We start from the raw sequence: 23,133 nt of genomic DNA on the forward strand, positions 1-23,133 counted from the left end.
CACATTGTGTTGATTTAGAGGGCTGCGTCGAGCTGCGGCATGATCTCGAACAGGTCACCGACAATGCCGTAATCGGCCACCTGGAAGATTGGCGCGTCGGGATCCTTATTGATCGCAACAATAACCTTGGAGTCCTTCATACCGGCCAAGTGTTGAATCGCCCCAGAAATCCCGACAGCTATATAAAGCTCTGGGGCAACCACCTTGCCTGTTTGACCAACTTGGTAGTCGTTCGGTACAAAGCCGGCATCCACAGCTGCACGAGAGGCACCAACCGCAGCACCCAACTTACCCGCGACATTATGGAGCAGAGCAAAGTTCGCGCCGCTGCCCATACCACGCCCTCCAGATACTACAACACGAGCAGTTGAGAGCTCAGGACCCTCAGACTTAGCTTCCGACCGTCCCACCACGCTAGCGTTGCGCTGAGGTGCGGGTGCACGAAGAGTCATTTGTTCCGCCGCCCCCCCAGCGACCGCCACAGGGGCAAACTTAGTGCTACGCACAGTGATTACTTTCACCCGATCCTTGGAGCGATAAGTTGCCAAGACGTTGCCGGCGTAGATGGGCCGCTCAAACGTCTCTGCATCGACTACCGCACTGATATCGGACAGCTGCGCCACGTCCAGCAGCGCGGCAACCCGCGGCATCAAGTTCTTGCCGAAGCTGTTGGCCGGGGCCAAAATATGACTGTAATTCCCAGCACAATCGCGCAATAGCGGCGCCATGTCTTCAGCCACCGGCTGTTTGAGGTACTCGGCATCGATGCGGATCACCCGCCGCACGCCGCTGATGGCCGCCGCGGACTGGCTGACGCTGGCGCACTCGTACCCCATCACCATCAAGTCGATATCCCCGCCAATCTGCTGTGCGGCTCCGAGAGTATTAAGTGTTGCAGCCGAAATCGTATCGTTATCGTGCTCAACAATAACTAGAATTGACATATTTGACTCCTTAGAGTGCATCAGTTTCAGTTTTCAACTTCATCACCAATTCAGCGGCGTCCTTAACTAATATCCCTTTAGCCTGGCGAGCGTGCGACTCAACTACGGACAGCAGGACAAGATGTGAAGTCAAATCAACACCCAAGTCGCTGGATGTGATTTGTTCCAATGGCTTTTTCTTAGCCTTCATAATCGAGGGTAGCGATGCATAGCGCGGCACATTCAGTCGTAAATCAACACTCACTACTGCCGGCATATCGAGCGCTAAAGTTTCCAGCCCATTGTCGACCTCACGCACCACTTCCACCTTGCCCGACTTGATCATTAAGCCAGATGCGAAAGTACCTTGTGGCCAAGCAAGAAGTGCGGCCAACATTTGCGCAGTTTGGTTGCAATCATTGTCAATTGCCTGCTTGCCAAGCATCACTAATTCAATACCTTCTTTGGCTACCAAACCTTTTAATACCTTAGCAACTGAAAGCGATTCGGTATCCCCATCGTATGGCACATGGATTGCCCGATCCGCGCCAATAGCCAAGGCCTGGCGCAATGTTTCCTGGACCTTTTCCGGCCCTATAGAAACCACAATCACCTCATCAGCTATGCCGGCTTCTTTCAGCCTAACAGCCTCCTCTACTGCAACCTCATCAAATGGGTTTATTGCCATTTTAACATTTTCCAGCTCGACCCCTGAGCCATCCGCCTTAACTCTAACATTGACATTAGCGTCAACCACACGCTTCACACCCACCATAACCTTCATATACAAATCCTCTAGGACCAACCAGCCTCACACCAACAACTCTCGGCGCTCTAAATACAAGCAGCGCCTCAGAGCCCACACGCACCAAAATAACCCTTGAACTTAAATAATCCAACTACTTACTTCTTCATAAGAGCCTTTTATCCAACATCCATACACTCGACAGAAGCCTCTACCGCCCTCTAATCATGCAACCAAGACTGAACCACATTGGGGTTTTCTTTAACCCAGCTCTCCGCAAAGCTTGCTGGATCTAGTTTATCCACCGCCATCGCATAACTAATCGAATTCAACTGCTCACTGCTTAGCTTAAACCTTCTCAGAAAAGCAGTTGCCACAGGCTGCCTCCCCTCCAGCGATTTGGCGTAATGCAAATACAGATAAGCATCCGGCCACGCGCTGTCAGCATTAGATTTAGCCAACCACTCAGGATCTTCGGATGGCTGCAATACATGCCATGTAGACGGATTATGAGGCGGCTCTTTTAGCTTAACTAACTCATACAAGGTAAACAGGTGCTGGGGGGCATAACAGAAGAATACATAAGGCGTGTTCGACTTAACTGAAGCATCAAGCGCCGCCAAATGAAGTGCAACATCCACCTCTTGAAGGGTAAATGTTTGATCGTAGCCATAACTCTTCGCTCTAACCCGCTCGACAGGTCCGGAAGCCGCCGAAGGCTCTCCGATCCACATTTCGCCAAGGCCATCACCATTACGATCAAATAGGCGCGCAATTTTAGGATCAGTAAGGTCAGAGACATTCTTAATATTGTACTTTTCAGAGATCGCTTTAGTTACACACATTCCCTGGGTAGCCAGAATCCCATTGGGACTTTGCTTGACCGTCCCCCTACCCTTTACATATTTGTCAGACAAATTTTGCTGATTTGGCAACCAAACCTCTGGATGCACGTCAATGCTACCACGGTCCATACCTTCGAAAATAACTGAGTTAGTGCCATTCTGCATCTCTACATTTAGCCCGAGCTCTTCCTCCATCACCACTTTTAAAATATAACTTGTCGCTGCCGCAGTTGGCCAGTTTGGCACTCCAACAACCACATCCGCAGCGTGAGCCATTCCAACAAACAAATACAATATTGCAGGAAATACCCACTTACTTATGAGATTCATAAAAACCTCCAATCAAAAGAAAATGATATGTTTTTAGGATTTAATCCGAGTGTTTTCAGGGTCAAATATTGAACCTTGCACCACCTGTGCTTTATGCGGTTCGCCAATAATTTCCACCTCGAACTCAGCGCCTTCAAACGCATAAGCGGGATCAATAAAGCCCATTGCAATGTTCTTTTTAACCCGATGACCATATCCCGCCGAAGTGACTGTGCCAATCACAGAACCTGATGCACATATTGAGTCACCGGGGTGGGCGGCGGCATGTTCGCAATCGATAACCATTGTTACAAACTTTCTTCTTGCCGGCTGACCCGCCTTGGCCAGTAGCGCTTCTTTTCCTGGGAAGATTGCCTTATCCAGTTTCACGAAGCGATCCAGGTCACTCTCGAACGGATCAAATTCGGTAATCAGGTCGGCTTTCCAATGGCGGTAGCTTTTCTCGAGACGCATCGACTCTGTTGCCAGCGCACCAAATGGCTTGAGATCGAACTCGACGCCTGCGTCTTTAATAAGCGAGTGTGCAAGGTAGAGCTGTTCATTGGGCACATGAAGCTCCCAGCCCAACTCACCGTTGAAGCTAACACGCATGGCAAGTGCTTCAGCATGTCCAATGTATACAGACTTGGCGGTGAGCCAGGGGAAGTTCTGGTTCGACCAATCAGTTCGGGGGGACAGTTTTGCCAGCAGCTCTCTGGACTTGGGTCCCGAAACAACCAAAATCGTATGTGAGTTGGTCATCGGAATGATCTCAACTCCCTCACTCGGAAGACGAGTTCGCAGCCAGTCCAAATCATGAACCTCAGAGGCTGCCGCTGATCCATACCAGAAACGCTCTTCTGATAATTTCGCCAGAGTGGCTTCACCCGCAACATTACCTTTATCGGTAAGGAAGTAGCACAGACCAATACGACCCACTTTTTTGGGTACATTCCCGCACATCAGGCTATCCAGCCACTCCGCCGCGCGAGGACCTTTTATTTCATATCTGTTGAAGCCACTTACTTCCATAAGCCCGACGTGTTCATGTACTGCCTTGATTTCGTCGGCGACAACCTGTTCTACATCAGTGAAACGAAAACTGTGCTTGAACTTGAAGTCCGCAGTTGGCTTATAAAACAGTGCCCGCTCCCAACCACTTACCACGCCGAACTCTGCCCCCATCGCTTTTAGCACTGGATACAGTGGGGTTGTTTTCGCCAGCCTACCCGCAGGGCGATGCTCGTGAGGCATGTGAAAACGGAACTCGTTTTGATAATCCTCTACGGCCTTACGGGCCGTAAACTCTGTGTTGGCATGACGGCTGAACCGGGCCGGATCAAGGCACCAGGTATCCCACTCAGACTCACCGTGAACGATAAGTTCCGCCAGGATTTTACCGTGACCTCCGCCTTCGCCCAATCCGGCTCGCAGACCAATAATTGAATAAGCATTTTTCAGACCCGGGGTCTTGCCCACGAGCGGGTTGCCATCTGCGGAATAGGTGATAGGGCCATTGATAATGCTGTGAATGCCAGTGCGCTCAAGGCAAGGCATGCGCTTGAAGACCCGCTCCATGTTGTCCAAGCAGCGATCCAAATCATCTGGGCAAAGTGCGTTAACAAAGTTAGGGTCGATTCCATCCATACCCCAGGTTTTACAACGCTGCTCGTAGATCCCTACCAATAGGCCCTTCTTCTCCTGACGGCTATAAAAATCATCTCTTGGATCTCTCAGCAGAGGGACACGCCAGTCAATAGCTTCCAGCTCAGGCAATGGCTCCGTCAGGAAATACATATGCTCCATGGATATAACCGGATACTGGACACCCAACATGGCACCGAGTTCGTTGACTCGATAGCCACAAGCATTCACGATAATTTCACATGTGATATCGCCATTTTGAGTTTGTACTACCCACTCACTATTGGCTTTTTGGTATACCGCTTCAACCGGATTATGGCGGTATATTTCCGCGCCAGCTTTACGCGCTGCACGCGCCAAAGCTTGAGTGAGTTGAGCAGGGTCAATATCACCGTCTAGAGGGTCCCAGAGTCCGCCAAGCAAATCATGAGTCTCAATCAACGGATGCCGCCTCGCGCACTCCGCAGCATCTATCAACTCAAAGTCGACTCCCATTCCCTTGGCCAAAGAAATGAAATGCTTATAACCATCAATATGATCTTGAGTAGAGGCGAGACGAATACCACCTGTAGCATGGTGATAATTGATTGGGTGCTCAGGGTCCTCCGCCAATTCTTTGTACAGTTTAATGCTATGGCTTTTCAAGCCAACCATCGTCTGCACTGCACCAAAATTAGTGACCTGGGCGGCAGAGTGCCAAGTCGTGCCTGATGTTAGTTCGTTTCGCTCGACCAACACTACATCTGTCCAGCCCTCACGAGTTAGGTGATAGAGGGTGCTGCAACCAGCAATTCCACCACCAATAATCACTACCTTACAATGCTTCTTCATGAATTTTCCTTAGTGCGTGTTTATGCGACAACCGCACAACTGACTAGTTAGACACACCGGACCGGTATCCGCGCTAATTGGATGCGTTAACCAAGGCCACTCAAAATGTAAGCGCTTTCATTTTTAGCACCATTCGACCCATCATGCAATGGGAAACTTAATTTTTTTGGAATATTGAAGATTACTTTTAGAGCATGCTGAGATGTAGATTTTCCACTCACCACGATGAAACAACGACTACCGGTATTACCTCTGCCAGATATTAAATGCATGACGTGCTACCAAAGGTGACATCTCACGTTACTCAGAACTGAGTAGACCGCCCCCCTTAAAATCGGCACTCGTAAAATGTAGTATTTTTTCTTATCCGAACATACAGCCGGAGGGATATGTGTACGTCATAAACATCGTGAAGCCACCTTTGTCCCTAAACACCCTACATAACTGATAGAGTGGCCACTCTACTGATAAGGCCTATTGCATTGCCTCAAAGCTCCGCCAACCTAACAATCTCTGCGGCCAAAATATCAGCTGCATCATATATAGATAATGTAGATATAAGTTGATTGTTAATAACTGAAAGTTCTGTGCATGCAACCACAAGGCATTCAGCACCCTGTGCTTCAAGGTTTTTTGCAGCCGCATTGTATGCGTCGATCTGCAGACTAGTACAACGGCGTGCCTTGACGTCACGAATCAACTGCATAACTGCTGCCTGACTATCTGCGTCCGGGTAGAGGACCTCAATATTCAGCGAACTGAACCAGGGTTCATAAAGTTCGATTTTCTGTAATGCACTTGAGGCCAGCAGTCCAATCTTACGTATTCCCGGCTTCCTTATTTGGACAGTCTTAGCAGTCAGTTCAATAAGGTTAATGACCGGTATTGAGACTGACGCAGCCACCTCCCCATAATAGTGGTGTGCGGTATTACAGGGTATTACCAGAAAATCGGCCCCTTGCCGCTGCAGCTCCTTAGCCATTTGCGACATGCACGGTGCCGGACTTTCCCCCGTACCCTCGATCAGTGCCTTAATCCTCGACGGAATTTTAGGATTGTTATCAATTAGCATGCGAATATGGTCTGCATCATCTTCGGCAGGCGTAGCCTCAATGACTCGCCGCATCAAATCTACCGTGGCCTCCGGCCCCATCCCGCCAATTATACCGACTATTTTTTCGCGCATTTTTTCCTCTCAAATTTTCACAAAAGCAACCAGCCCCCCCTTCCTTGAAAGCGACGACATCCAGTCGTCATGTAAACTGAAACAGGAGTGCTTGGCGCAACGAGCGGTGACGCTCAATAAATACAACTAGATGGTGCCTGGCAAAACAATCAGCGCACAATCTAATTACCCGGCTATGTGAGGCCCGCTAAGTCGCGAAGGCAGTCAGTACCCAAATAACTCGGGGATCCAGAGCGAGATCCCGGGAACAAATGCGATCAACATCACCACGAACAATTGAATAACTACGAAAGGTAGCGCCTTTACAGTTATTTCCTCGATCGAGACCTTGGCAATACTCGAGCTTATAAACATGTTCTCGCCAAGCGGCGGTGTCGAGAAGCCAATTTCACAACAACATACCAGCACGATACCGAAATGAATGGGGTCCACACCGAGGCTGACCATCACGGGCAACAATACAGGCGTCACGATCATGATCGTTGCCAGCGTTTCCATGAACATACCAACGAATATCAGAAAGGCGATGACGATTATCCAAATCAGCGTCAAGCTACCTGTCACTTCGAGTAGCGACTGCGCGATCATTGACGGAATGTCATTTTCAACGAGAATCCGCCCGAACGCCGTGGCGGCAAACATGATGATCAGCACGCGACCAGTCAGCCAGGTCGTGGAGTTAAGCGACTCCTTGAGTCCCTTCCAACTCAATTCCTTATGGATGAAGATACCGACAAAAAGGGTATAGAACACGGATACCACCGCAGCTTCGGTCGGCGTAAACAGCCCTGAGTAGATACCGCCCAAAATCACCACCGGCGCCATGATCGCCCAAATGCCATCCTTGCAAGCCTTACCCAGAGTACCGGGGGCGTGCGTTTCGCCTGATGCATAGCCCTTTTTCTTGCTGATCAGGTAATTACCGATCATCAGGCCCATAGCGAGTAGAACACCCGGCAAGATCCCGGCCAAGAACAGTTTAGTAATGGACTCACTGGCGGTAACGCCATAAATGACCATTGGAATGCTAGGCGGAATCACCACCCCCAAGCCACCAGACGACGCAGTCAATGCGGCGGAATAACTCTTACTGTAGCCCCGGTCTACCATCGCGGGGATCATCAGCATTCCCACTGCCGCCGTGGTTGCCGGGCCGGAGCCTGAAATGGCACCAAAGAACATGCTGGCCAGGATCGCAGAGAAACCGAGTCCCCCCGCCATTGGCCCGGCCAGCACTTCCGCGATATGAACCAATCGCTTTGAGATCCCGGCGCACTGCATCAGTGCCCCCGACAGAATGAAGGCCGGCAAGGCCATGATCGGAAATGAATCGACCGCGTTCCAGGCTATTTGCACCAGGGATACAAAGTCATCACCCGCGGCCAGGTACACGGTGAGCGCCGAGGCTCCCAGCGCAACCACAATGGGTGCACCAATTAACAGAAAAAATCCAAACATACCAAACAGTATAAAGGGCGCCGTCATATTTTTATTCTCCTATTTGCCCCGCGAAACAATCAACACTCAGAGTGTTTGAAAAGTCTTATTCTTTTCACGCGACTTCAACGCTTTATCTTCAAGAAGCTCGGCTTCCAGCGCCTCTAAGTCCGGTTCGTCAACATCATGAAATTTAACGCCCATCACCAGCTTCATGTAGTTCACCTGAACGATACGGATTGATGTCAGCGTAAAAGAGATCGGAAATATAAAATAGAGGTAGGCCATCGACCAGTCCAGGGCCGGCGAATGATAGGTAAACTCCATCATTGACTCAATTACCTCGATGCTCTTTACGGTCATCAGCGTATTGAATGTAACCCAGAACAAATCCGCGAACAACTCAACGCCATTACGCACTTTTTCGGGCATCATCCTGAGATGAAAGGTGACCCGGTTATGTGCCGCCATCCTGGCGGCATACGAGGCCCCCAAGAAAACAAACCAGACGAAGGCAAAGCGCGACAGCTCTTCACTCCAGTGGATGCCATAGTTAAAACCAACCCGCATCACCACCTGAGCAAACAACAGGATAATAAAGCCGCACAGCAGTAACTGGCAGATATAGTTTTCGGCATGATCCAGCAAGTTAATTAATTTCTTAAACATTTGATCACTCCCTTAACTGGCTGCCGGACCGAGGCATCACGACCTGCAGTATTATTCTGACCATCGCCACCTGCCAAAGCGCGGCAGGTGAAAATATCGGCTTACTTCAATTGCTCCAGCACACGGTCAAAGTTCTCCTTGCCACCGATGGTGTCGTAAAACTTTGGCCAGACCTCCTGCTTGGCAATTTCGATCCACTTGTCTTCATCCTCCAGCTCAAACACCTCGACGCCATTGCGAATCATGTTTTCCTTGGCTTTACCGGCTTCGGCAATTTGGAACATCAACGCATACTGCTGAGCTTCCAGGCCAGCGCGTGTCACAATCTTGCGCTCATCTTCGCTCATCTTTTTGAAGGTGTTATTGCCGATCAGCAATGGCTGCAGCGAGTACATGTAATGCACTTCGGTAAGATAATCCTGTATCTCATAAAACTTCATCGTATTGTTGACGATGTAGGGATTGTCTTGGCCGTCTACCACCTTTTGCTGCAGGGCGGTAAATGTTTCATTCCACGACATGGCAATCGGATTGGCACCCCATGCCTCCCAAGAATCAAGCATAATTGGGTTCTGCGGAACGCGAACTTTTAGGCCTTTAGCGTCTGCCAGATTCTTTACCGGGCGCTTCGAGTTGGTCAGGTAACGGAAGTTCGAATAGGTCCAACCCAGGATGTTAACGCCTACCTGTTTCTGGGCCAGAGTGTTCCAACGATCCCCCAACTCACCGGTGGTCATGGCGACCGCATCCGAGTGGCTTTTCATGACATAGGGCATGGTCAGTATGCCGAGCTCTTTGGAGAACGGCGTGACGTTGCCAATACCCACTACGGCCATGTCCAATGACCCGAGGCGGGCGTTCTGGACCATTTCGGTTTCCGACCCCAGGGAGCCGTTCGGATACAGGGTGACCTTGAGCTCGCCTTTGGAATAGTACTCAACCAGATCCTTGAAGCGGCTGGCCAGCGCTCCTTGGTCGGAATTCAGAGGATCACCCATCCCCAACTTGAAGGTCTTGGCTTGTACCAGGGCTGGCACCGCCGCGGCGATAAACGCTGCAGATATAGCAAACGCGTGAGTCAGTTTAAGTAGACCGTTCATTGTTATTCTCTCACTGTTAGCTTTCATCTTATTGGGTCACAAGTTAAGGCTTGCGGCCCACGCTCGTACCTACTGCTGCTACTTGCCCTTGCCTAGCTTTGTGTTGCATCCAGCGCCTCGGCAATGACGGCCACTATCGTCTTGCAATCCTCAACGTCGAATGTCAGCGGCAAGCGCATATCGCACATGGTCTCAAGGACCTTCACAGTCTTGGGCAATGAGGGCGTGGAATCGAGGTACTGCCAGCTATCAAAACGGCTGGTATAACCTTTGGGATCGGCATCACCGAACCACTTGATGGTGACGCCGTGTTCTTCGCAGCGTTGGATAAAGTCCCACACCGTTCCGGCGCTGAGCTGCGGCAAGGAGAACTGGATCGAACTGCCGACGAAGAACTCAGGCTCCTTTCGCTGCGGGACGCGGATGCCTGAAATCCCGCGCAGGCCCTGTTCCATCTCCCGATACAGCGCGTTCCAGCGCTCGCACTGGCGATCGAGATTACGCAGCTGAGGTCGCAGAATCGCCGCCCTCAGGTTGTCCATGCGCCCGCTGTAGTTGGGTGTTTCGAAGCGAATCCGCTCAAAGGCCTCAGGGCCCGGGGCCGCCGGGTGTCGGTCGTACAGCATATAAGAGCCAGAGTGCATGATCGCCTTGGCCATCAGCTCCTCGTCGTCGGTGATCAGCAGACCGCCCTCGCCGGAGTTGATGTGCTTGTAGGTCTGGGTGCTGAAGCAACCGACCCTGCCGAACGTGCCACTCTTACGGCCATTCCAAGTTGCGCCCATGGTATGGGCGCAGTCCTCGATCACGCAGATGCCATGACGCTCACAAATATCCATCAGCCGATCCATATCCACCAGATGGCCGCGCATGTGCGAGAGCATCAGATAGTGCACATCGTCCGCCGCTGCCTTCGCCTCAAGGTCGACCAGGTCAATGGTGTAGTCTTCGGTGGTTTCGACCAGCACTGATACGGCGCCGGCATTGTGGATGGCACCGGGAACCGGGGCCAGAGTGAAAGCGTTGCACAGGACTTTATCGCCAGCCTTGACTCCGACCGCGCGCATCGCGATATGCAGCGCATAGCCGCCGGAGGCGCAGGCGAGAGAGAATTTACTTCCACTGTAGGCTGCAAATTCCTGCTCGAGTAGCGCTGTTTCAGTGAGCTCATCGCCTACGGAGTTGTAGCGATGCAGGCGGCCGCTGCGCATCACTTCCAGTGCGTGCTCGATTCCTTCTTCGGGAATCGGCTCCTGCTGGGTGAACGATTTGGTGAATCTAGTCATTACACTTCTCCATAGCGGGCGCAATGTAACTGGCAGCGGAATTGGTTAGTTGTAACGCTGCTGGTCGAACACCTCAAAATCCCATTGGGCATTCGGATAGAACTTACGTAAACGCCAGTCGCACGCGCGGGCGTGACCTTCCATGCCTTCGACGCGGGAGATCCGCGAACCTGCAGCGCTGAACACCAGATTGGCTTCTTCGCTGAGCTCTTGGTAAGTGAGCACTTTCATGAACTTCTGCACATTCAGACCGCCGCTGTAACGTGCAGCTTTCTTGGTCGGCAAGATATGATTGGTGCCGGAGCATTTATCTCCGTGGGTGACGGTGCTGCCTTCACCCAGGAACAACGATCCGTAGTTTTTCAGGTGGGCTTTCCACCACTCCAGATCCTCGGTCATTACTTGCAAATGCTCACAGGCATATTCATCACTGATCTGCACCACCTCTTCACGATTTTCGCAAAGAATTACGACACCATGATCGCGCCATGCGGCTTCACACACGTCGGCATTGGGCATGTCGGCGATGACCTTTGGCATAATTTCGAGCACTTTCTCACCCAGCTCGCGGCTGTCGGTGAACAGCCAGACAGGCGAGTTAGTGCCGTGCTCGGCCTGTGACACCAGATCGACAGCAATGGTCATTGGATCGGCAGTTTTGTCAGCAATGATCGCCGACTCGGTGGGGCCGGCAAACACATCGATCCCAACCTCACCGAAGAGCATACGCTTCGCCTCCGCGACGTAGGCGTTACCGGGGCCAACGAGAATATCCGCGGGCCGACCGGTAAACAGGCCGAATGCCATCGACGCGACGGCGTGAACGCCGCCCATCTCCAGGATCACGTCGGCGCCGGCGACATGCATGGCGTAGGCAACCGCTGGGTTGATGCTGTCACCACGCGGTGGTGAACAGGCAACGATAAAGGGCACGCCCGCGACCTTGGCCGTGGCGACACTCATCAGTGCAGAAGCGGCATGGGCGTAGCGACCGCCGGGCACATAGCAGCCGGCAGATTGAACCGGGAGCACTTGCTGGCCAAGGCGCACGCCTTCTTCAGTTTCAATTTCGAAGGATTTCAGGCTATCGCGCTGCGCCTCGGCGAAACGCTTGACCTGACGATGGGCAAAGTCGATATCGTCTTTAACTTGTTGGGGCACCTGGGCAATCAATGCCTGCTTTTTCTCTTCGGTGAGAACAAACTCGCCCTGCCAGCTATCGAATTGTTTGGCGTACTCCCGGACTGCCGACTCGCCATGACGCTTGATCTTCGCCAGCATTTCTTTGACAGTCGCCTGGATACGCTCATCTTCTAGGGCTACTTCAGCTTCCGCGGCCGCGCGCTTGAGATATTCCATCTGATCCACCTCAATTCAATATTGGTTAATTGTTCTACTCAACTTATCGCGATAAAGCTCAATATCAGTACGACGATAAAAATGGTTTCGCTGACCACCAGGAGTACGGGTTTCAGGCCCACGGTCATAATTTCTTTCAGCGACGTCCGCACACCGAGCGCGGCGATGGCGGTTAACAGCAACCAAGTGGCACTGTCGGCCATTGGCTGCACGATCATTTTAGGAATCCAGCCGAGACTATTCAGAATGAATAGCGCGACAAACCCGATTAGGAAACCCGGAACGGATACCCCGCCGCCGCCGACTTCGCCACGGCTGGCCATCGAGCGGCGAATGAACACCCCAATCACAAGCACGATCGGCACCAACATGGCAACACGCAACAACTTGACGAAGGTGCTTAGGTCGCCGACTTCGCTCGATACGCTGTAACCGGCACCGACTACCTGCGCGACATCATGAATGGTGCCGCCGAGGAACAGCCCGGTTTCAGCTGGCGTCAACCCCAACTGATGGCTGATCATGGGGTACATAACCATTGCAAGCGTACTGAGGGTGGTGACGCTGATGACAGTGAACAACGTGTCCTTCTTCGTTTGCTCGGTTTGCGGCATTACGCTGCTGATCGCCATAGCCGCGGAGGCACCGCAGATGGCCACCGCACCACCGGTAAGCGTGCCAAAACTGCTGCTAAACCCCAGCATTCGTGCCATGAAGATGCCGAAGCCGATGGTTAGCAGTACAGCCGAACACACCATCAGCAGAGGTGGCCATCCCAGGGTCAGAACATCGGAGAAGGTGATGCGCAACCCGAGCATGGCAACACCCAAGCGCAGCAGCTGCTTGGCCGCCAACTCGATGCCCGGTATGACCCTGGGCACTTCGCTGAGAAAGTTGAAGGCCAGCCCCAGCAGCAGCCCCATCAGCATCGCCGGGGCGCCGTAACGCTGCGAAATAAAAGTCGCCGCAATGCCGATCGTCACGGCGACGCAGAGTCCCGGAAAGAAACGCTGCTTAAATTCTCCTATCCTTTCGATGGGATTCACGGCCAGCCCTTTCATGGTGTTGACTCCTGGCTCTGGGTTCAGTCGTACTGCGGCAGGTCGAATACTTCACGGTAGCCAAATAGCGCCTGGCTGCCGCCGGTATGCAGGAACACCACGTTTTCGCCCTGCTTAAAGTGCCCCTTGCGAATCAGGTCGATGAGGCCAGCAGCGCCTTTGCCGGAATAGACCGGATCCAGGAGGATGCCTTCATGGCGGGCGAACAACTCGATGGCCTCAATCGTGCTCGCCGCCGGGATGCCGTAGCCTTCGCCGACGTAATCACAGTTGGCAACCACATCCTCACGCTTGACGGCGCCTGGAATGCCCAACTTCTCGGCAGTCCGCTCAGCCAGGCGGAACACGCTGGCCTCCTGTTGCTCGCGAGGAGCGCGGACGCCGATGCCCAGCACGGGAATCAGGCTGTTGCTGCCACTGAAACCGGTGACCAGTCCGGCCTGGGTGCCAGCAGAGCCAGTACCGTGCACAACGCTGTCGATACGCAGGCCAGCGTTATTGGCCTGGTTGAGCATCTCCAGCGCACAGTTGACGTAACCCAGCGCACCGATCTCGTTGGATCCACCGCCGGGAACGATATAGGGCTTTTTACCATCGGCGCGCAGTGCTGCCGCGAGCTCTTCCATAGCGGCATTCATGTCGGTGCCGGCCGGGAACTTGCGCAGCGGCGCATCGAACAGCTGATCCAGGAGCACGTTGCCGTTGTAGTTGTAATCCACAGCCTTGGAACCGGTGCGGTCCTCCAGCAGGATGTGGCATGCCATACCTAGCTTGGTTGCAATTGCCGCAGTCTGGCGGGCATGGTTGGACTGGGTAGCGCCTTGGGTGATGATGGTATCGGCACCTTGCTCGACGGCATCCGCCATCAGGAACTCCAGCTTGCGTGTCTTGTTACCGCCGCCCGCCAGACCGGTGCAGTCATCACGCTTGATCCACAGGGTGGGGCCGCCGAGGATCTTGCTTAGGTTGGCCAAAGGTTCGAGGGGAGTAGGCAAGTGGGCAAAATGCAGGCGAGGAAAACGGGCTAAATGCATGGTGTCGCTCCTTTACAGGGGATCTGTCGTTGTCGTCCTCTGACAATAAGAAGATCACCCCGGCACCTACCAATGCTATATCCTCATGAACCGGTTACTTTTCGGCATACGCCACGGCTAATAGGCTTTCCAAGGTATTTTATGGAACTGAAGTGGCTTGATGATTTTGTTGCTCTGGCCGAAAACGGAAGCTTTTCCAAAGCAGCTGAAGCGCGTTATGTAACGCAGCCAGCGTTTAGCCGGCGCATTCGTTCACTGGAGAATTGGTTAGGCGTGAGCTTGGTCGACCGCAGCCAACACCCCATGGCCTTGACTCAACTCGGCGTAGAGTTTGTCGATGAAGCCAAACACCTGATCAGCAAAATCTACGGTAATCGCAACCAGTTACGTCTTCATAGCAAACAGCGTGAAAGCCTGCAGTTTTTCGCTCAGCACACCCTGGCCGCATCGTTTTTTCCGACATGGATTCAGAACGTAGGTGCACTGGTAGGCGACAATTTGGTTCGCGTACAAGCTGATAATCTGCACGATGCCGTGGAAGGTTTCCTTTCCGGAAGGGGGGACTTTCTCTTGTGCTTTGCCTCCCCCGTCACCTTCGCCAAACTTGAACGGGACGATATCGATTGCATTCAAATCGGCACCGACAGACTGGTTCTGGTCTCTGCCTTAGATGAATTAAGGCATCCCGTGCATACATTACAGTGCGACCGTCCGCTAAAACTCCTGACCTATCCAGATGACTCTTTTCTTGGCCAGCTGATAAACCGTGAATGCCTACCCCGGATTCCGACAGGCTTGAGTTTTCACCCGGTATTTGAAAGCGCGCTGGCCGAAGGACTTAAAGCGCTGGCCATGAAGGGGCTTGGTGTGGCCTGGCTACCAGCCAGCTTGGTTCAGCACGAGCTTGAGAATGGACAGTTGGTCGTGCTTCCTGCCCCAGTGGCAACGGTAGATCTGAAGATACTGCTATACCGGTTACATCCCCCCCGAACACCAGAGGCAGACAGCTTCTGGAAATATGTCCTCGAACTATACAACCCAGGCTATTCATAAAGATGGTTACCGAGATGCACGCTCTTTTCTCTTCCATCCGCTGCGCTCCCCTCAGCTAAACTTGGGCGCGAGCGAAGTCTGATCCCCAGGAAAATTCGGTGCTAGAGTCGTCGCCCATAAAAAAATGACCCGTACTGACCGCTCACTGATTGGATGGATACTGTACGCCAGCGTACTGTTCTGTTGGCAGCAGCGACAAAGGTCCCGGTGTTGATGTCGGCGGGGCGGATAAGCAGGCGCCGCAACTGGCATCAGAACTTACCTGCCCTATGTGCTCCTCTTAATGCTGTGGCCGTGACCATCACTACCGCAGCATGGGCGCTGGACCATGTGCCTGGCACCACGCTAACCACCGTCGTCTTACCGTGTAGTGCAACCGCCACCGCGCTATGTGTGGCCTGCTTTAAACCCCCGCGCATCTCCTCGCACTTCCACTGCTGTGAATCTTTCGGCCTGATTTTGCTTGCCTGCGCATCTGCGCAGGAGTATCGCCTGACTGCGCATACGCAACCTGACCGAGAAGATATCAACGACAAGCAGGCGTACGGCTCGATGTATTACCAAGGTACGTCCTGAACGTTTGAAGTCGCATCAAACCATTGCAGAGACAGCGCGGTTGGGCCGCGCACGGGGCTGATTCGCAGCCTGAACAGCCGAGTTGATCGCTGTTATCAGTGTGCTTGGGGGATTAAAGATCCGCCGCCTCCGTAGTGAACGAGCCCGCTAAGACGCCGCAAACACAACCTCCATTTACTCACCGGGCCGGCCAAGGTTCAACAGCATCACCCCGGCATTGCCGCACTGGATCACTAACGCGGTCGGCCTTCAAGTCGAGGTTGTTGCCAAAAGCCCCGGCAATGAATCCCAGATCAAGCTGACGCCCGCTAGCGCCATCAGCACGAAGACCAGCCAACGCACCGTACGTGGCGACAACTTCGGCGGATAACGACGGACCAGCCAACTGACCAGCAACACCAATGGCAATGCTTCGGCACTCAACAACAACGTGGACTGTTGCATCTGCCCTTGCGCTACAACCATGCCAAGGCGTGCCGCTGCGTTGGCAGAAAATACCGTGATCAGGGTATTGCGGATGATTTCGTAGCCCAGTGGCTGGCGATACAGGTGATAAACAATCGGTGGCCCGCCGCTGGAAAACAAGCCATTGAGCAGGCCGCACAGGCCACCGGCCAGCCAGAACGAAGGCTGCCGGGACAGTTGCGCTTTGGGCTTGTTTTGAACCACCAGCATGAGGCTGGCCGCGACGATCAGTACGCCGAGCAGAAGGCGCAGCCAGGTTAGCTGACTACTATTCAACGCACCGAGCCCCCACACCCCTAGGCTGACGCCAAGCAGACTGCTGATCAACACGGGCATCAGCACCGCGCGGTCCAACTGCGGTTTCGGCCCACCCAGCGTACCCGTGGCGTTACCCAGAGTGAGGATACTGATCACCACCGCTACCTCCGTTAGCGGCACCATTTGCAGGAACGCGACCAATCCCAACAGGATCAAGCCGAAGGCAAAGCCGGTAAGGCTCTGGGCTACGGTCGCCAGGGCCACACAACACAGAAAGATCAGATGAACTTGCAGACTCATACCGCCTCCATTGCTGGTTAAACCAGCCTGCCGGCACACAGTCACCGTGTCGGCGGCAACTTGGTGATCAGGCGGGGGCGATTAGTCACCCATGACGCTGGCTCATCCCAGCCATTTAACCGCAATCAGGATCAAAGTCGCGAGAAACACTGTTTCACTGACTAACAGGGTCGCCAGACGCCAGCCGACTTCCAACAACGCCTTCAGTGAAGTTTTCAGGTTCTGTCCCACTAACCCGGATGTTTCATAAAAACGGCCGTTTGCTCGAACCTTGAGCCTGCGGCCGTTTTTGCTCGCGCGCTTGGAGGCCAGAACGGGGGTGGCCAGGCTGGCGTTGATGCTCTGCACATAAAAACAAGACCGCGGCTCGCATTAGTGGAGCGGCGCGCCGTGAATCGCTGAGGCCAGGTGTATCGGTGCCTCCAGCCGTGGCCAGATCAAATCATTTCGGTTGGTGAAACGGCGTTTCGCGTCAGCTGCGCAGCGGTGGCGGATGAACGAGGTAGAGCAGTTCGCTGACGCGGTGCAGCAAACCTTTGACCGGGCAGGCGCTCGGCAGGTGCAACTTGATCCGGTCCTTGTATTGCACGACCCGCACGGCCAGTTTGAACAGCTTCAGGATGATCGACATCGGCTGCGTCCGGGCCAGTTCGGTATGGTACAGCGTGTTCTCGCGCAGGCTGTGGATCAGGCTGTAGGCGGCGCAGGCATAGAACAGGCGCAGGTGGTTGGCCAGGAAAGTGTGATCGGAGGTGCGGTCACTGGCCAGGTCATTCTTCACCGCCTTGACCTGAACCCAAAGCCACATGCCGAAGCCCAGTACAACTTGGAGCTCTGCTACGCCACCAGCAGAGGGTGTTTCGAAGTCACTCGAGGTGGCGGCAGAGCAGGGGCATACTGTCGCAAAACTCCAATCTGCGCGAAAGACGAAGGTGGGGTACACGCTGCCCCCCCCGCGAGCCTGTGTCAGTAGCGGACGCGTATTGCCGGCTTAACGCCCGATTGAGGCCTCAACCGGGCAAATGCACCTATGTCGTCCTGACTTCGTTTAACAGCTCCGGGTGGCGATCAAGCACCTTGAGCAGCTTCACCAGCGCCAATGGCGGCTTGGTCTTGCCATTTTCGTAGCGCGAGAACGCGTTGACGCCACCGCCGAAAATTTCCGCCGCTTCACGCTGATCGAGCGCAAGCTTCTTGCGCACGGTGGTTATAAACCCCGGATCGACAATGGCCGCGTTGACCTGCTTCGAGAAAGCACGCATTTCGCGCATGACGCGGTCCGACTCCACTGGGCCCAAGACAGACTCGGCACAGGCGGGACAAAAGTCCCCCGTCACCGCAGCAATGACGGTGGTTTCGCCCTTGTAGGTGTAGGGCAGGTCGCGGGTGTCATGAATCAGTTCAGCCGCGCCGCAAACAGGACATTTCATATTATAGCTCCTTAAAAGACACGATCAGCACGTCATCAATGACCGTCAGCTTCAGATACACGTCACCCGCCTGCGTGTTTGGACGGTAAACGTCTTGCCACACCGTGTGATCGGCGTGAGTGGGCATGCTCTTGTAGAAATCCGCCGGCGTAAGCGCCGTCACCACGGCCAGCATCTGGGAAAACTCAAGCACCAACTCATTCGCGCCAACTCGCGCAGCTTGTGTGGTGCGTACCTTTCCCACTTCGATCAAGGCTTTGACGGCGGATAGCTTGCAGTGGGGTGTTCTTTTTTCCATGAATGGAAATTAACCTAATAGGTTATATATGGCAAGTTGGTTAATTATCTCAGCGTACGATTTTATTCGAACTCTGCGGGTTTACCATAAGGAAGGCTCTCCAGGCCATTCAGTGCGAACCGACGCTTTATTTGATACACCGTAGAGCTACTGGCCGAGAGCGTGCGGTAATCTCTTCATCACTGATCCCGGCATCGGCGGCCACAAGATCTGCGCGCGGCATGCTTGCCGCCGCTCAGCATTTTCGCCAGTGGCGCACGTTTAGCTTCATCACGGTCTATCCGGTAGCGTATGTTCATTGTCGAGCCCTCATCCTAGAGCGCAACAATGGATCGCACCATTCAATCGGCACAAACATTCACCCACAAGCAGGGGCAGTATCTGTCGTTCATTCACGCCTATAACCTGGTCAACGGTTACGCACCAGCTCAGGCCGATATGCAACGCTTTTTCAAAGTCACCCCACCGTCGGTTCACCAGATGCTTCTGACCCTCGAAAAGGCTGGGCTGATTTCACGCCAGCCTGGGTGCGCCCGCAGCGTATCGGTTCTGGTCGAGTACGACGTGCTGCCCCGGCTTGAGTCAGTTGAAGATCAAACAGTCAAATCCTCTGTGATGAGGTACTAGCCCGGATGTTTCATAAACACGGCCATTTGCTCGAACCTTGAGCAAGCGGCCGTGCTTATGAAACATCCGGGCTAGACTTCTCTGACTGCCCAGACAACGAGAGGCTGACCCACTGGTTTGCGCTGAAGCCTGGACAGTTGACTGCCCCATCGATACGGATCCTGCCTATGCTCCAATCAGGATCCCATCCCGTACCGGGCGACTCGCCTATTAGGGAGAAAAACGTGAACGACAACTTTGACCCGCAACGCCGCCAGGTGCTGCTAGGCAGCGCTGTCGCGCTCGCCTCGGCCAGCCTGCTCAGCCTTAGCCCGGTTAGTCTTGCAGCCGAGATGCCGCTGCCAGACTACGTCAATTGGAAAAGCCCCGAGGCGCTGATCGTGCACAGCGCCAACACCGTGGAAACCCGGCGTGACGCCGTCGGCACCAGCATAGTAACGTCCAACGAACAGCTGTTTATCCGCAACAACCTGCCGCCACCCTCGGCGTCCATTGTCGCCGATCGCGATGCCTGGACGGTCGCCGTCCAGGGCGTGAAGAAGCCGCGCAGCATAACCCTCGGCGAACTCAAAACCCTGGGTGTCACCACCGTCGCCAGCGTGCTGCAGTGCTCGGGTAACGGTCGGGCATTCTTCGACCACGAAGCCAGTGGCACCCAGTGGGAAACCGGTGCCGCCGGCTGTGTTTTCTGGAGCGGCGTGCCGCTGAAAACCGTGGTTGAGGCCATGGGCGGAAGCCTTGACGGCCTGTCCTATATCACCAGCACCGGCGGCGAAGAACTACCGGCCGGCCTCGATCCGAAGAGCCTGATGGTCGAGCGTTCGGTGCCCCTGCGTGCCCTGGATCAGGCCGTCCTCGCCTGGGAGCTGAACGGCGAGCCCCTGCCCTTGGCCCATGGTGGTCCGTTGCGCCTGGTAATACCGGGTTACTACGGGGTGAACAACGTAAAATACATCAAACAGGTGGCCTTCACCGCGGAACAGACCAACGCCACTATCCAGGCCTCGGGCTACCGCATCCGTCCGGTTGGTCAGTCAGGCGCACCGGATCAACCGTCAATGTGGGAGATGAACGTCAAGTCCTGGATCACCCAGCCGCTCAAGCAGGCCAAGGCCGGGCGGGTGCGCATTCAGGGCGTGGCTTTCGGCGGTGCCCAGGAAGTGAAGGACGTCGAGGTATCCCTCGATGACGGCAAGAACTGGCAGGCCGCCGCCTTCGTCGGCCCGAGCCTGGGTCCATACGCTTGGCGTCCCTTTGTTCTATTCGCCGAGCTCAAGCCCGGTAACTACAGCCTGATGAGTCGAGCAACCGACGTCGAGGGCAACGCCCAACCCCAGGAGGGGCTGGCAAATGAACGTGGCTACGGCCACAACGGCTGGAGGGATCATGGTGTCAGCATTGCAATTGTCTAAGGCCTCGGCACTGGCGCTGAGCCTCGCCCTGAGCGGCCTGCTGGGCACGGCTCAAGCCAGTGTAGCGGCTACCGATGACGCCCAATATCAGTTGGGCCGCAAGGTGTTCGCCGAGCAGGCGCAACCCTCCTGCACGATCTGTCACACCCTGCAGGACGCCGGCTCCAGTGGCGCCATTGGCCCCAACCTCGATGAACTCAAGCCGACCCCGGAACGGGTCATGGCCGCAGTACGCGGTGGCGTCGGGGTGATGCCGGCCTTTGCTGAATTGCTCAGCGTCGAGCAAATAGAGGCCGTAGCCCACTACGTGTCCCAGGTGACCAAGCAATAACGCCACAGCCCGGAACGAAGTAGCAACCAAGGTCATCGAGACGGCCCCGTCTCGATGACCTTTTAACACGGACTGGCGGAATGAAGCCTGCGGCTGATCTGAGTAAAGTGGAATGAATCTACCTGTTGGCGCTGATGCGGCTTTGACCCAGGTTCAAAATCGCATCAACGCCAACAGCTAGCTAAGGTCAATCGAATTTCGTTGATGTTTAATGACTGCGAGCGTATCCAACATTTGTAACTTACGACACAGGAGAATCGCTATCGGCCCGGGCCAGCCCGGGCGATGCAACAGCCGCGATCAGGATCTGTGCCCGGCTCAGGGAATCACCTTGCAGTTGCCCACCGCCCGGGCAAAAAAAAGCCGCCCGTCCCGTGGACAACTGCACCGCTCGCTCTGGCCTTTGTTGGGCCTCGCTCGCTGGGCGATTTTGCGTGCGCTGGCTGTTGCATCGGAATGCCTTCGGCGACCGAGTAGGTGCCCCCCTTGGATCCGCAGGCTGAAAGGGTGCGGGCTTCGCCCATCGGCGTGGACTATTCGCCGGTTTCGGCCACCGCTTCGGACGGGACCTCGACCAGCTCTTTCGAGTCAACGAACTGGACTTTGCATTCGACACATTCAATGCGGCCACTCAGACCAGGCTTGCCCCACAAATTGAGGTGACAGCTCGGGCAGGTGTACTTGCGTTTGTTCTTCGGATCTTCTTTGCCAGGATCTGGCTGCAGCAATCCCGCTGAGGTCAGCGCGGGAATATCAATCGTCGGATCCTCCGGCATGCCTGGCACCGGCTCGCCACCTGGCCCATAGAGCAATACCGCTGACATAGGCACGCGCTTAGTTACCACGTCGATCCAGGACAGCATGCGGCCCTGCTCGATCAGTTCATTGCAGGCCACATCAAACGGCCCGCCCTCGATGATGTAATGCGTCATCTGCTGGCCGTGGCGCTTACCACCCGGTTCGCCGGTATTGGACGGCATCAAGCCGACCGCCTCCATTTTGTGAGCCCATTCGGCATTGTGATAACCGGCCCGCGAACGCTTGCCGTAGTGGGCCTGCCATTGGTGGACTTGCTCATGTACCGCAGTAACCAGATAATCTCGTTTGAGTTGACCGGGGGGTATTTCTCAAGGCAAAGAAATACTGTGGTTTAGACAGCTATCTCAGCGAAGCAGCAATACAGCTATCGTGGATGTTCGAAGCGTCGGGTAGTCGCGTAAACCCTCCAGTGGGAAACACCCGGGCAAGGTGTGGGGGCCTTGAACATAGCCCGCGTTATTCGTAGCGCGCCGCTTAGCCTTTTTCATCATTCGTTTCCATTCGCAGCACTTACCATAAATCTGAGTCGTAACAATCCGTGAAGCCTTTTGCGAAGCTTCTTGCTGTGCGGCCGTCTCGACCCAGTCATCACACATGATGACGGTTGGGTATTGGTGAGCAGCGCGTGGCCATTCAATGCCCCGCGAGCCCCTGTAACACCCCATCAGGGTCACAGACGCGCAGTTGCGACGCAGGCTTGGCAGAGCTGCGGTAGATCACCAGATTGGTCCCAACCGGACGCGCCTGCGAGGGGAACAGAATGCCGTCCAGCCCAGCAGCCACCACATCATCGGCCATGTACAAGGTCGGCGGCTCCGAGGCCTTGTCGAACCATTCCGCACGCCAGTCCACGGTAAAATCAGCCCACAACGACGGCCAGCGCTCGCAGTCGAAACCCGCGCTCAAATCGGCCACCTGCAGGCCGTTGACAAAGAACGTGCAGATCGTGCCTGGCCGCAGCCAGGGGTTGTCCTGTTTGTACTCTGCCAGCGCCGTCGCATCATCCAACGACAGGTACAACGCCTCCTGATCAGGGCGGTTGAAGCGACCACCCTGGCGCGCCGCCCCCATGCCGGATAACGGCATGCTGGCGTAGGCAGGGGAAATGACCCGGTAACAGGCTCATCCCCTCCCT

Annotated in this window: 22 protein-coding genes and 1 pseudogene; 4 read left to right on the top strand and 19 right to left on the bottom strand. The window is 54.6% G+C overall.

What is annotated here, in order from left to right:
* Positions 1-14 precede the first annotated feature (14 nt).
* The 12 genes from ELQ88_RS01470 to ELQ88_RS01525 all read right to left on the bottom strand — a co-directional run bounded on the left by ELQ88_RS01470 (position 15) and on the right by ELQ88_RS01525 (position 14,429).
* Positions 15-944 carry an FAD-binding protein gene (locus ELQ88_RS01470; RefSeq protein WP_138963179.1) on the bottom strand — a complete coding sequence of 310 codons (930 nt, stop codon included), beginning with the start codon at positions 942-944 and terminating at the stop codon, positions 15-17.
* 10 nt (positions 945-954) lie between these two features.
* On the bottom strand, positions 955-1,707 hold the full coding sequence (locus ELQ88_RS01475) for an electron transfer flavoprotein subunit beta/FixA family protein (RefSeq protein ID WP_138963181.1): 753 nt from the start codon (positions 1,705-1,707) through the stop codon (positions 955-957).
* Between the two features lie 182 nt (positions 1,708-1,889).
* Entirely contained in the window at positions 1,890-2,843 is a 954-nt protein-coding gene (locus ELQ88_RS01480) for a glycine betaine ABC transporter substrate-binding protein (protein WP_138963183.1), read from the bottom strand.
* A 33-nt stretch (positions 2,844-2,876) separates the two neighbouring features.
* Complete coding sequence (locus ELQ88_RS01485) at positions 2,877-5,297, bottom strand: FAD-dependent oxidoreductase (protein WP_138963185.1); 2,421 nt, start codon at positions 5,295-5,297, stop codon at positions 2,877-2,879.
* 487 nt (positions 5,298-5,784) lie between these two features.
* The gene (locus ELQ88_RS01490; protein ID WP_138963187.1) at positions 5,785-6,483 is read right to left on the bottom strand and encodes an amino acid racemase; all 699 of its coding nucleotides are present in this window, start codon (positions 6,481-6,483) and stop codon (positions 5,785-5,787) included.
* Between the two features lie 204 nt (positions 6,484-6,687).
* Positions 6,688-7,968: a TRAP transporter large permease gene (locus tag ELQ88_RS01495; RefSeq protein ID WP_138963189.1), complete on the bottom strand. Its 1,281-nt coding sequence runs from the start codon at positions 7,966-7,968 to the stop codon at positions 6,688-6,690.
* Positions 7,969-8,007: 39 nt separating this feature from the next.
* Positions 8,008-8,589: a TRAP transporter small permease gene (locus ELQ88_RS01500; protein ID WP_138963190.1), complete on the bottom strand. Its 582-nt coding sequence runs from the start codon at positions 8,587-8,589 to the stop codon at positions 8,008-8,010.
* A gap of 101 nt (positions 8,590-8,690) precedes the next feature.
* On the bottom strand, positions 8,691-9,689 hold the full coding sequence (locus ELQ88_RS01505; RefSeq protein WP_138963192.1) for a TRAP transporter substrate-binding protein: 999 nt from the start codon (positions 9,687-9,689) through the stop codon (positions 8,691-8,693).
* Between the two features lie 92 nt (positions 9,690-9,781).
* Positions 9,782-10,975, bottom strand: coding sequence for an aminotransferase class I/II-fold pyridoxal phosphate-dependent enzyme (locus tag ELQ88_RS01510; protein WP_138963194.1), 1,194 nt, complete (start codon positions 10,973-10,975; stop codon positions 9,782-9,784).
* Between the two features lie 45 nt (positions 10,976-11,020).
* Positions 11,021-12,334: a histidinol dehydrogenase gene (gene hisD, locus ELQ88_RS01515; RefSeq protein WP_138963196.1), complete on the bottom strand. Its 1,314-nt coding sequence runs from the start codon at positions 12,332-12,334 to the stop codon at positions 11,021-11,023.
* Positions 12,335-12,372: 38 nt separating this feature from the next.
* The gene (locus ELQ88_RS01520) at positions 12,373-13,395 is read right to left on the bottom strand and encodes a putative sulfate exporter family transporter (RefSeq protein ID WP_138963198.1); all 1,023 of its coding nucleotides are present in this window, start codon (positions 13,393-13,395) and stop codon (positions 12,373-12,375) included.
* Between the two features lie 23 nt (positions 13,396-13,418).
* Entirely contained in the window at positions 13,419-14,429 is a 1,011-nt protein-coding gene (locus ELQ88_RS01525) for a D-cysteine desulfhydrase (protein WP_138963200.1), read from the bottom strand.
* Positions 14,430-14,570: 141 nt separating this feature from the next.
* Here ELQ88_RS01525 and ELQ88_RS01530 point away from each other — a divergent pair, with 141 nt between their 5' ends.
* Entirely contained in the window at positions 14,571-15,482 is a 912-nt protein-coding gene (locus ELQ88_RS01530) for a LysR substrate-binding domain-containing protein (RefSeq protein WP_138963202.1), read from the top strand.
* Positions 15,483-16,307: 825 nt separating this feature from the next.
* Here the strand turns inward: ELQ88_RS01530 and ELQ88_RS01535 are convergent.
* The 5 genes and pseudogenes from ELQ88_RS01535 to ELQ88_RS01555 form a co-directional block, all read right to left on the bottom strand.
* The gene (locus ELQ88_RS01535) at positions 16,308-17,081 is read right to left on the bottom strand and encodes a sulfite exporter TauE/SafE family protein (RefSeq protein WP_138963204.1); all 774 of its coding nucleotides are present in this window, start codon (positions 17,079-17,081) and stop codon (positions 16,308-16,310) included.
* A gap of 102 nt (positions 17,082-17,183) precedes the next feature.
* Positions 17,184-17,429: a hypothetical protein gene (locus ELQ88_RS34265; protein ID WP_178084664.1), complete on the bottom strand. Its 246-nt coding sequence runs from the start codon at positions 17,427-17,429 to the stop codon at positions 17,184-17,186.
* A 124-nt stretch (positions 17,430-17,553) separates the two neighbouring features.
* Positions 17,554-17,871 (bottom strand): annotated as a pseudogene (locus ELQ88_RS01545) (transposase); the annotation flags it as partial.
* A 238-nt stretch (positions 17,872-18,109) separates the two neighbouring features.
* Positions 18,110-18,511, bottom strand: coding sequence for a type II toxin-antitoxin system MqsA family antitoxin (locus ELQ88_RS01550; protein ID WP_138963206.1), 402 nt, complete (start codon positions 18,509-18,511; stop codon positions 18,110-18,112).
* Position 18,512: 1 nt separating this feature from the next.
* Positions 18,513-18,809 carry a type II toxin-antitoxin system MqsR family toxin gene (locus ELQ88_RS01555; RefSeq protein ID WP_138963208.1) on the bottom strand — a complete coding sequence of 99 codons (297 nt, stop codon included), beginning with the start codon at positions 18,807-18,809 and terminating at the stop codon, positions 18,513-18,515.
* Positions 18,810-19,136: 327 nt separating this feature from the next.
* Between ELQ88_RS01555 and ELQ88_RS01560 the strand changes: the two genes are divergently transcribed.
* The 3 genes from ELQ88_RS01560 (at position 19,137) to ELQ88_RS01570 (ending at position 21,179) form a co-directional block, all read left to right on the top strand.
* Positions 19,137-19,436, top strand: a complete 300-nt coding sequence (locus tag ELQ88_RS01560) for a MarR family transcriptional regulator (protein WP_138963210.1) — start codon at positions 19,137-19,139, stop codon at positions 19,434-19,436.
* Positions 19,437-19,660: 224 nt separating this feature from the next.
* Positions 19,661-20,848: a sulfite oxidase gene (locus ELQ88_RS01565; RefSeq protein ID WP_228761512.1), complete on the top strand. Its 1,188-nt coding sequence runs from the start codon at positions 19,661-19,663 to the stop codon at positions 20,846-20,848.
* Complete coding sequence (locus ELQ88_RS01570; protein WP_228761513.1) at positions 20,835-21,179, top strand: cytochrome c; 345 nt, start codon at positions 20,835-20,837, stop codon at positions 21,177-21,179. The genes ELQ88_RS01565 and ELQ88_RS01570 overlap by 14 nt, the downstream gene beginning before the upstream one ends.
* 533 nt (positions 21,180-21,712) lie before the next feature.
* Here the strand turns inward: ELQ88_RS01570 and ELQ88_RS01575 are convergent.
* Entirely contained in the window at positions 21,713-22,162 is a 450-nt protein-coding gene (locus ELQ88_RS01575) for a hypothetical protein (protein ID WP_228761514.1), read from the bottom strand.
* Between the two features lie 469 nt (positions 22,163-22,631).
* Positions 22,632-23,084: an RES family NAD+ phosphorylase gene (locus ELQ88_RS01580; RefSeq protein WP_138963216.1), complete on the bottom strand. Its 453-nt coding sequence runs from the start codon at positions 23,082-23,084 to the stop codon at positions 22,632-22,634.
* Positions 23,085-23,133 lie beyond the last annotated feature (49 nt).

The sequence above is a fragment of the Pseudomonas sp. MPC6 genome, assembly GCF_006094435.1.
Taxonomy (GTDB): domain Bacteria; phylum Pseudomonadota; class Gammaproteobacteria; order Pseudomonadales; family Pseudomonadaceae; genus Aquipseudomonas.

Bases quoted from the DNA above. Each gene is read 5' to 3' on its own strand.
- ELQ88_RS01470 (WP_138963179.1), bottom strand. From the start codon at position 944: ATGTCAATTCTAGTTATTGTTGAGCACGATAACGATACGATTTCGGCT.
- ELQ88_RS01475 (WP_138963181.1), bottom strand. From the start codon at position 1,707: ATGAAGGTTATGGTGGGTGTGAAGCGTGTGGTTGACGCTAATGTCAAT.
- ELQ88_RS01480 (WP_138963183.1), bottom strand. From the start codon at position 2,843: ATGAATCTCATAAGTAAGTGGGTATTTCCTGCAATATTGTATTTGTTT.
- ELQ88_RS01485 (WP_138963185.1), bottom strand. From the start codon at position 5,297: ATGAAGAAGCATTGTAAGGTAGTGATTATTGGTGGTGGAATTGCTGGT.
- ELQ88_RS01490 (WP_138963187.1), bottom strand. From the start codon at position 6,483: ATGCGCGAAAAAATAGTCGGTATAATTGGCGGGATGGGGCCGGAGGCC.
- ELQ88_RS01495 (WP_138963189.1), bottom strand. From the start codon at position 7,968: ATGACGGCGCCCTTTATACTGTTTGGTATGTTTGGATTTTTTCTGTTA.
- ELQ88_RS01500 (WP_138963190.1), bottom strand. From the start codon at position 8,589: ATGTTTAAGAAATTAATTAACTTGCTGGATCATGCCGAAAACTATATC.
- ELQ88_RS01505 (WP_138963192.1), bottom strand. From the start codon at position 9,689: ATGAACGGTCTACTTAAACTGACTCACGCGTTTGCTATATCTGCAGCG.
- ELQ88_RS01510 (WP_138963194.1), bottom strand. From the start codon at position 10,975: ATGACTAGATTCACCAAATCGTTCACCCAGCAGGAGCCGATTCCCGAA.
- hisD (WP_138963196.1), bottom strand. From the start codon at position 12,334: ATGGAATATCTCAAGCGCGCGGCCGCGGAAGCTGAAGTAGCCCTAGAA.
- ELQ88_RS01520 (WP_138963198.1), bottom strand. From the start codon at position 13,395: ATGAAAGGGCTGGCCGTGAATCCCATCGAAAGGATAGGAGAATTTAAG.
- ELQ88_RS01525 (WP_138963200.1), bottom strand. From the start codon at position 14,429: ATGCATTTAGCCCGTTTTCCTCGCCTGCATTTTGCCCACTTGCCTACT.
- ELQ88_RS01530 (WP_138963202.1), top strand. From the start codon at position 14,571: ATGGAACTGAAGTGGCTTGATGATTTTGTTGCTCTGGCCGAAAACGGA.
- ELQ88_RS01535 (WP_138963204.1), bottom strand. From the start codon at position 17,081: ATGAGTCTGCAAGTTCATCTGATCTTTCTGTGTTGTGTGGCCCTGGCG.
- ELQ88_RS01550 (WP_138963206.1), bottom strand. From the start codon at position 18,511: ATGAAATGTCCTGTTTGCGGCGCGGCTGAACTGATTCATGACACCCGC.
- ELQ88_RS01555 (WP_138963208.1), bottom strand. From the start codon at position 18,809: ATGGAAAAAAGAACACCCCACTGCAAGCTATCCGCCGTCAAAGCCTTG.
- ELQ88_RS01560 (WP_138963210.1), top strand. From the start codon at position 19,137: ATGGATCGCACCATTCAATCGGCACAAACATTCACCCACAAGCAGGGG.
- ELQ88_RS01580 (WP_138963216.1), bottom strand. From the start codon at position 23,084: ATGCCGTTATCCGGCATGGGGGCGGCGCGCCAGGGTGGTCGCTTCAAC.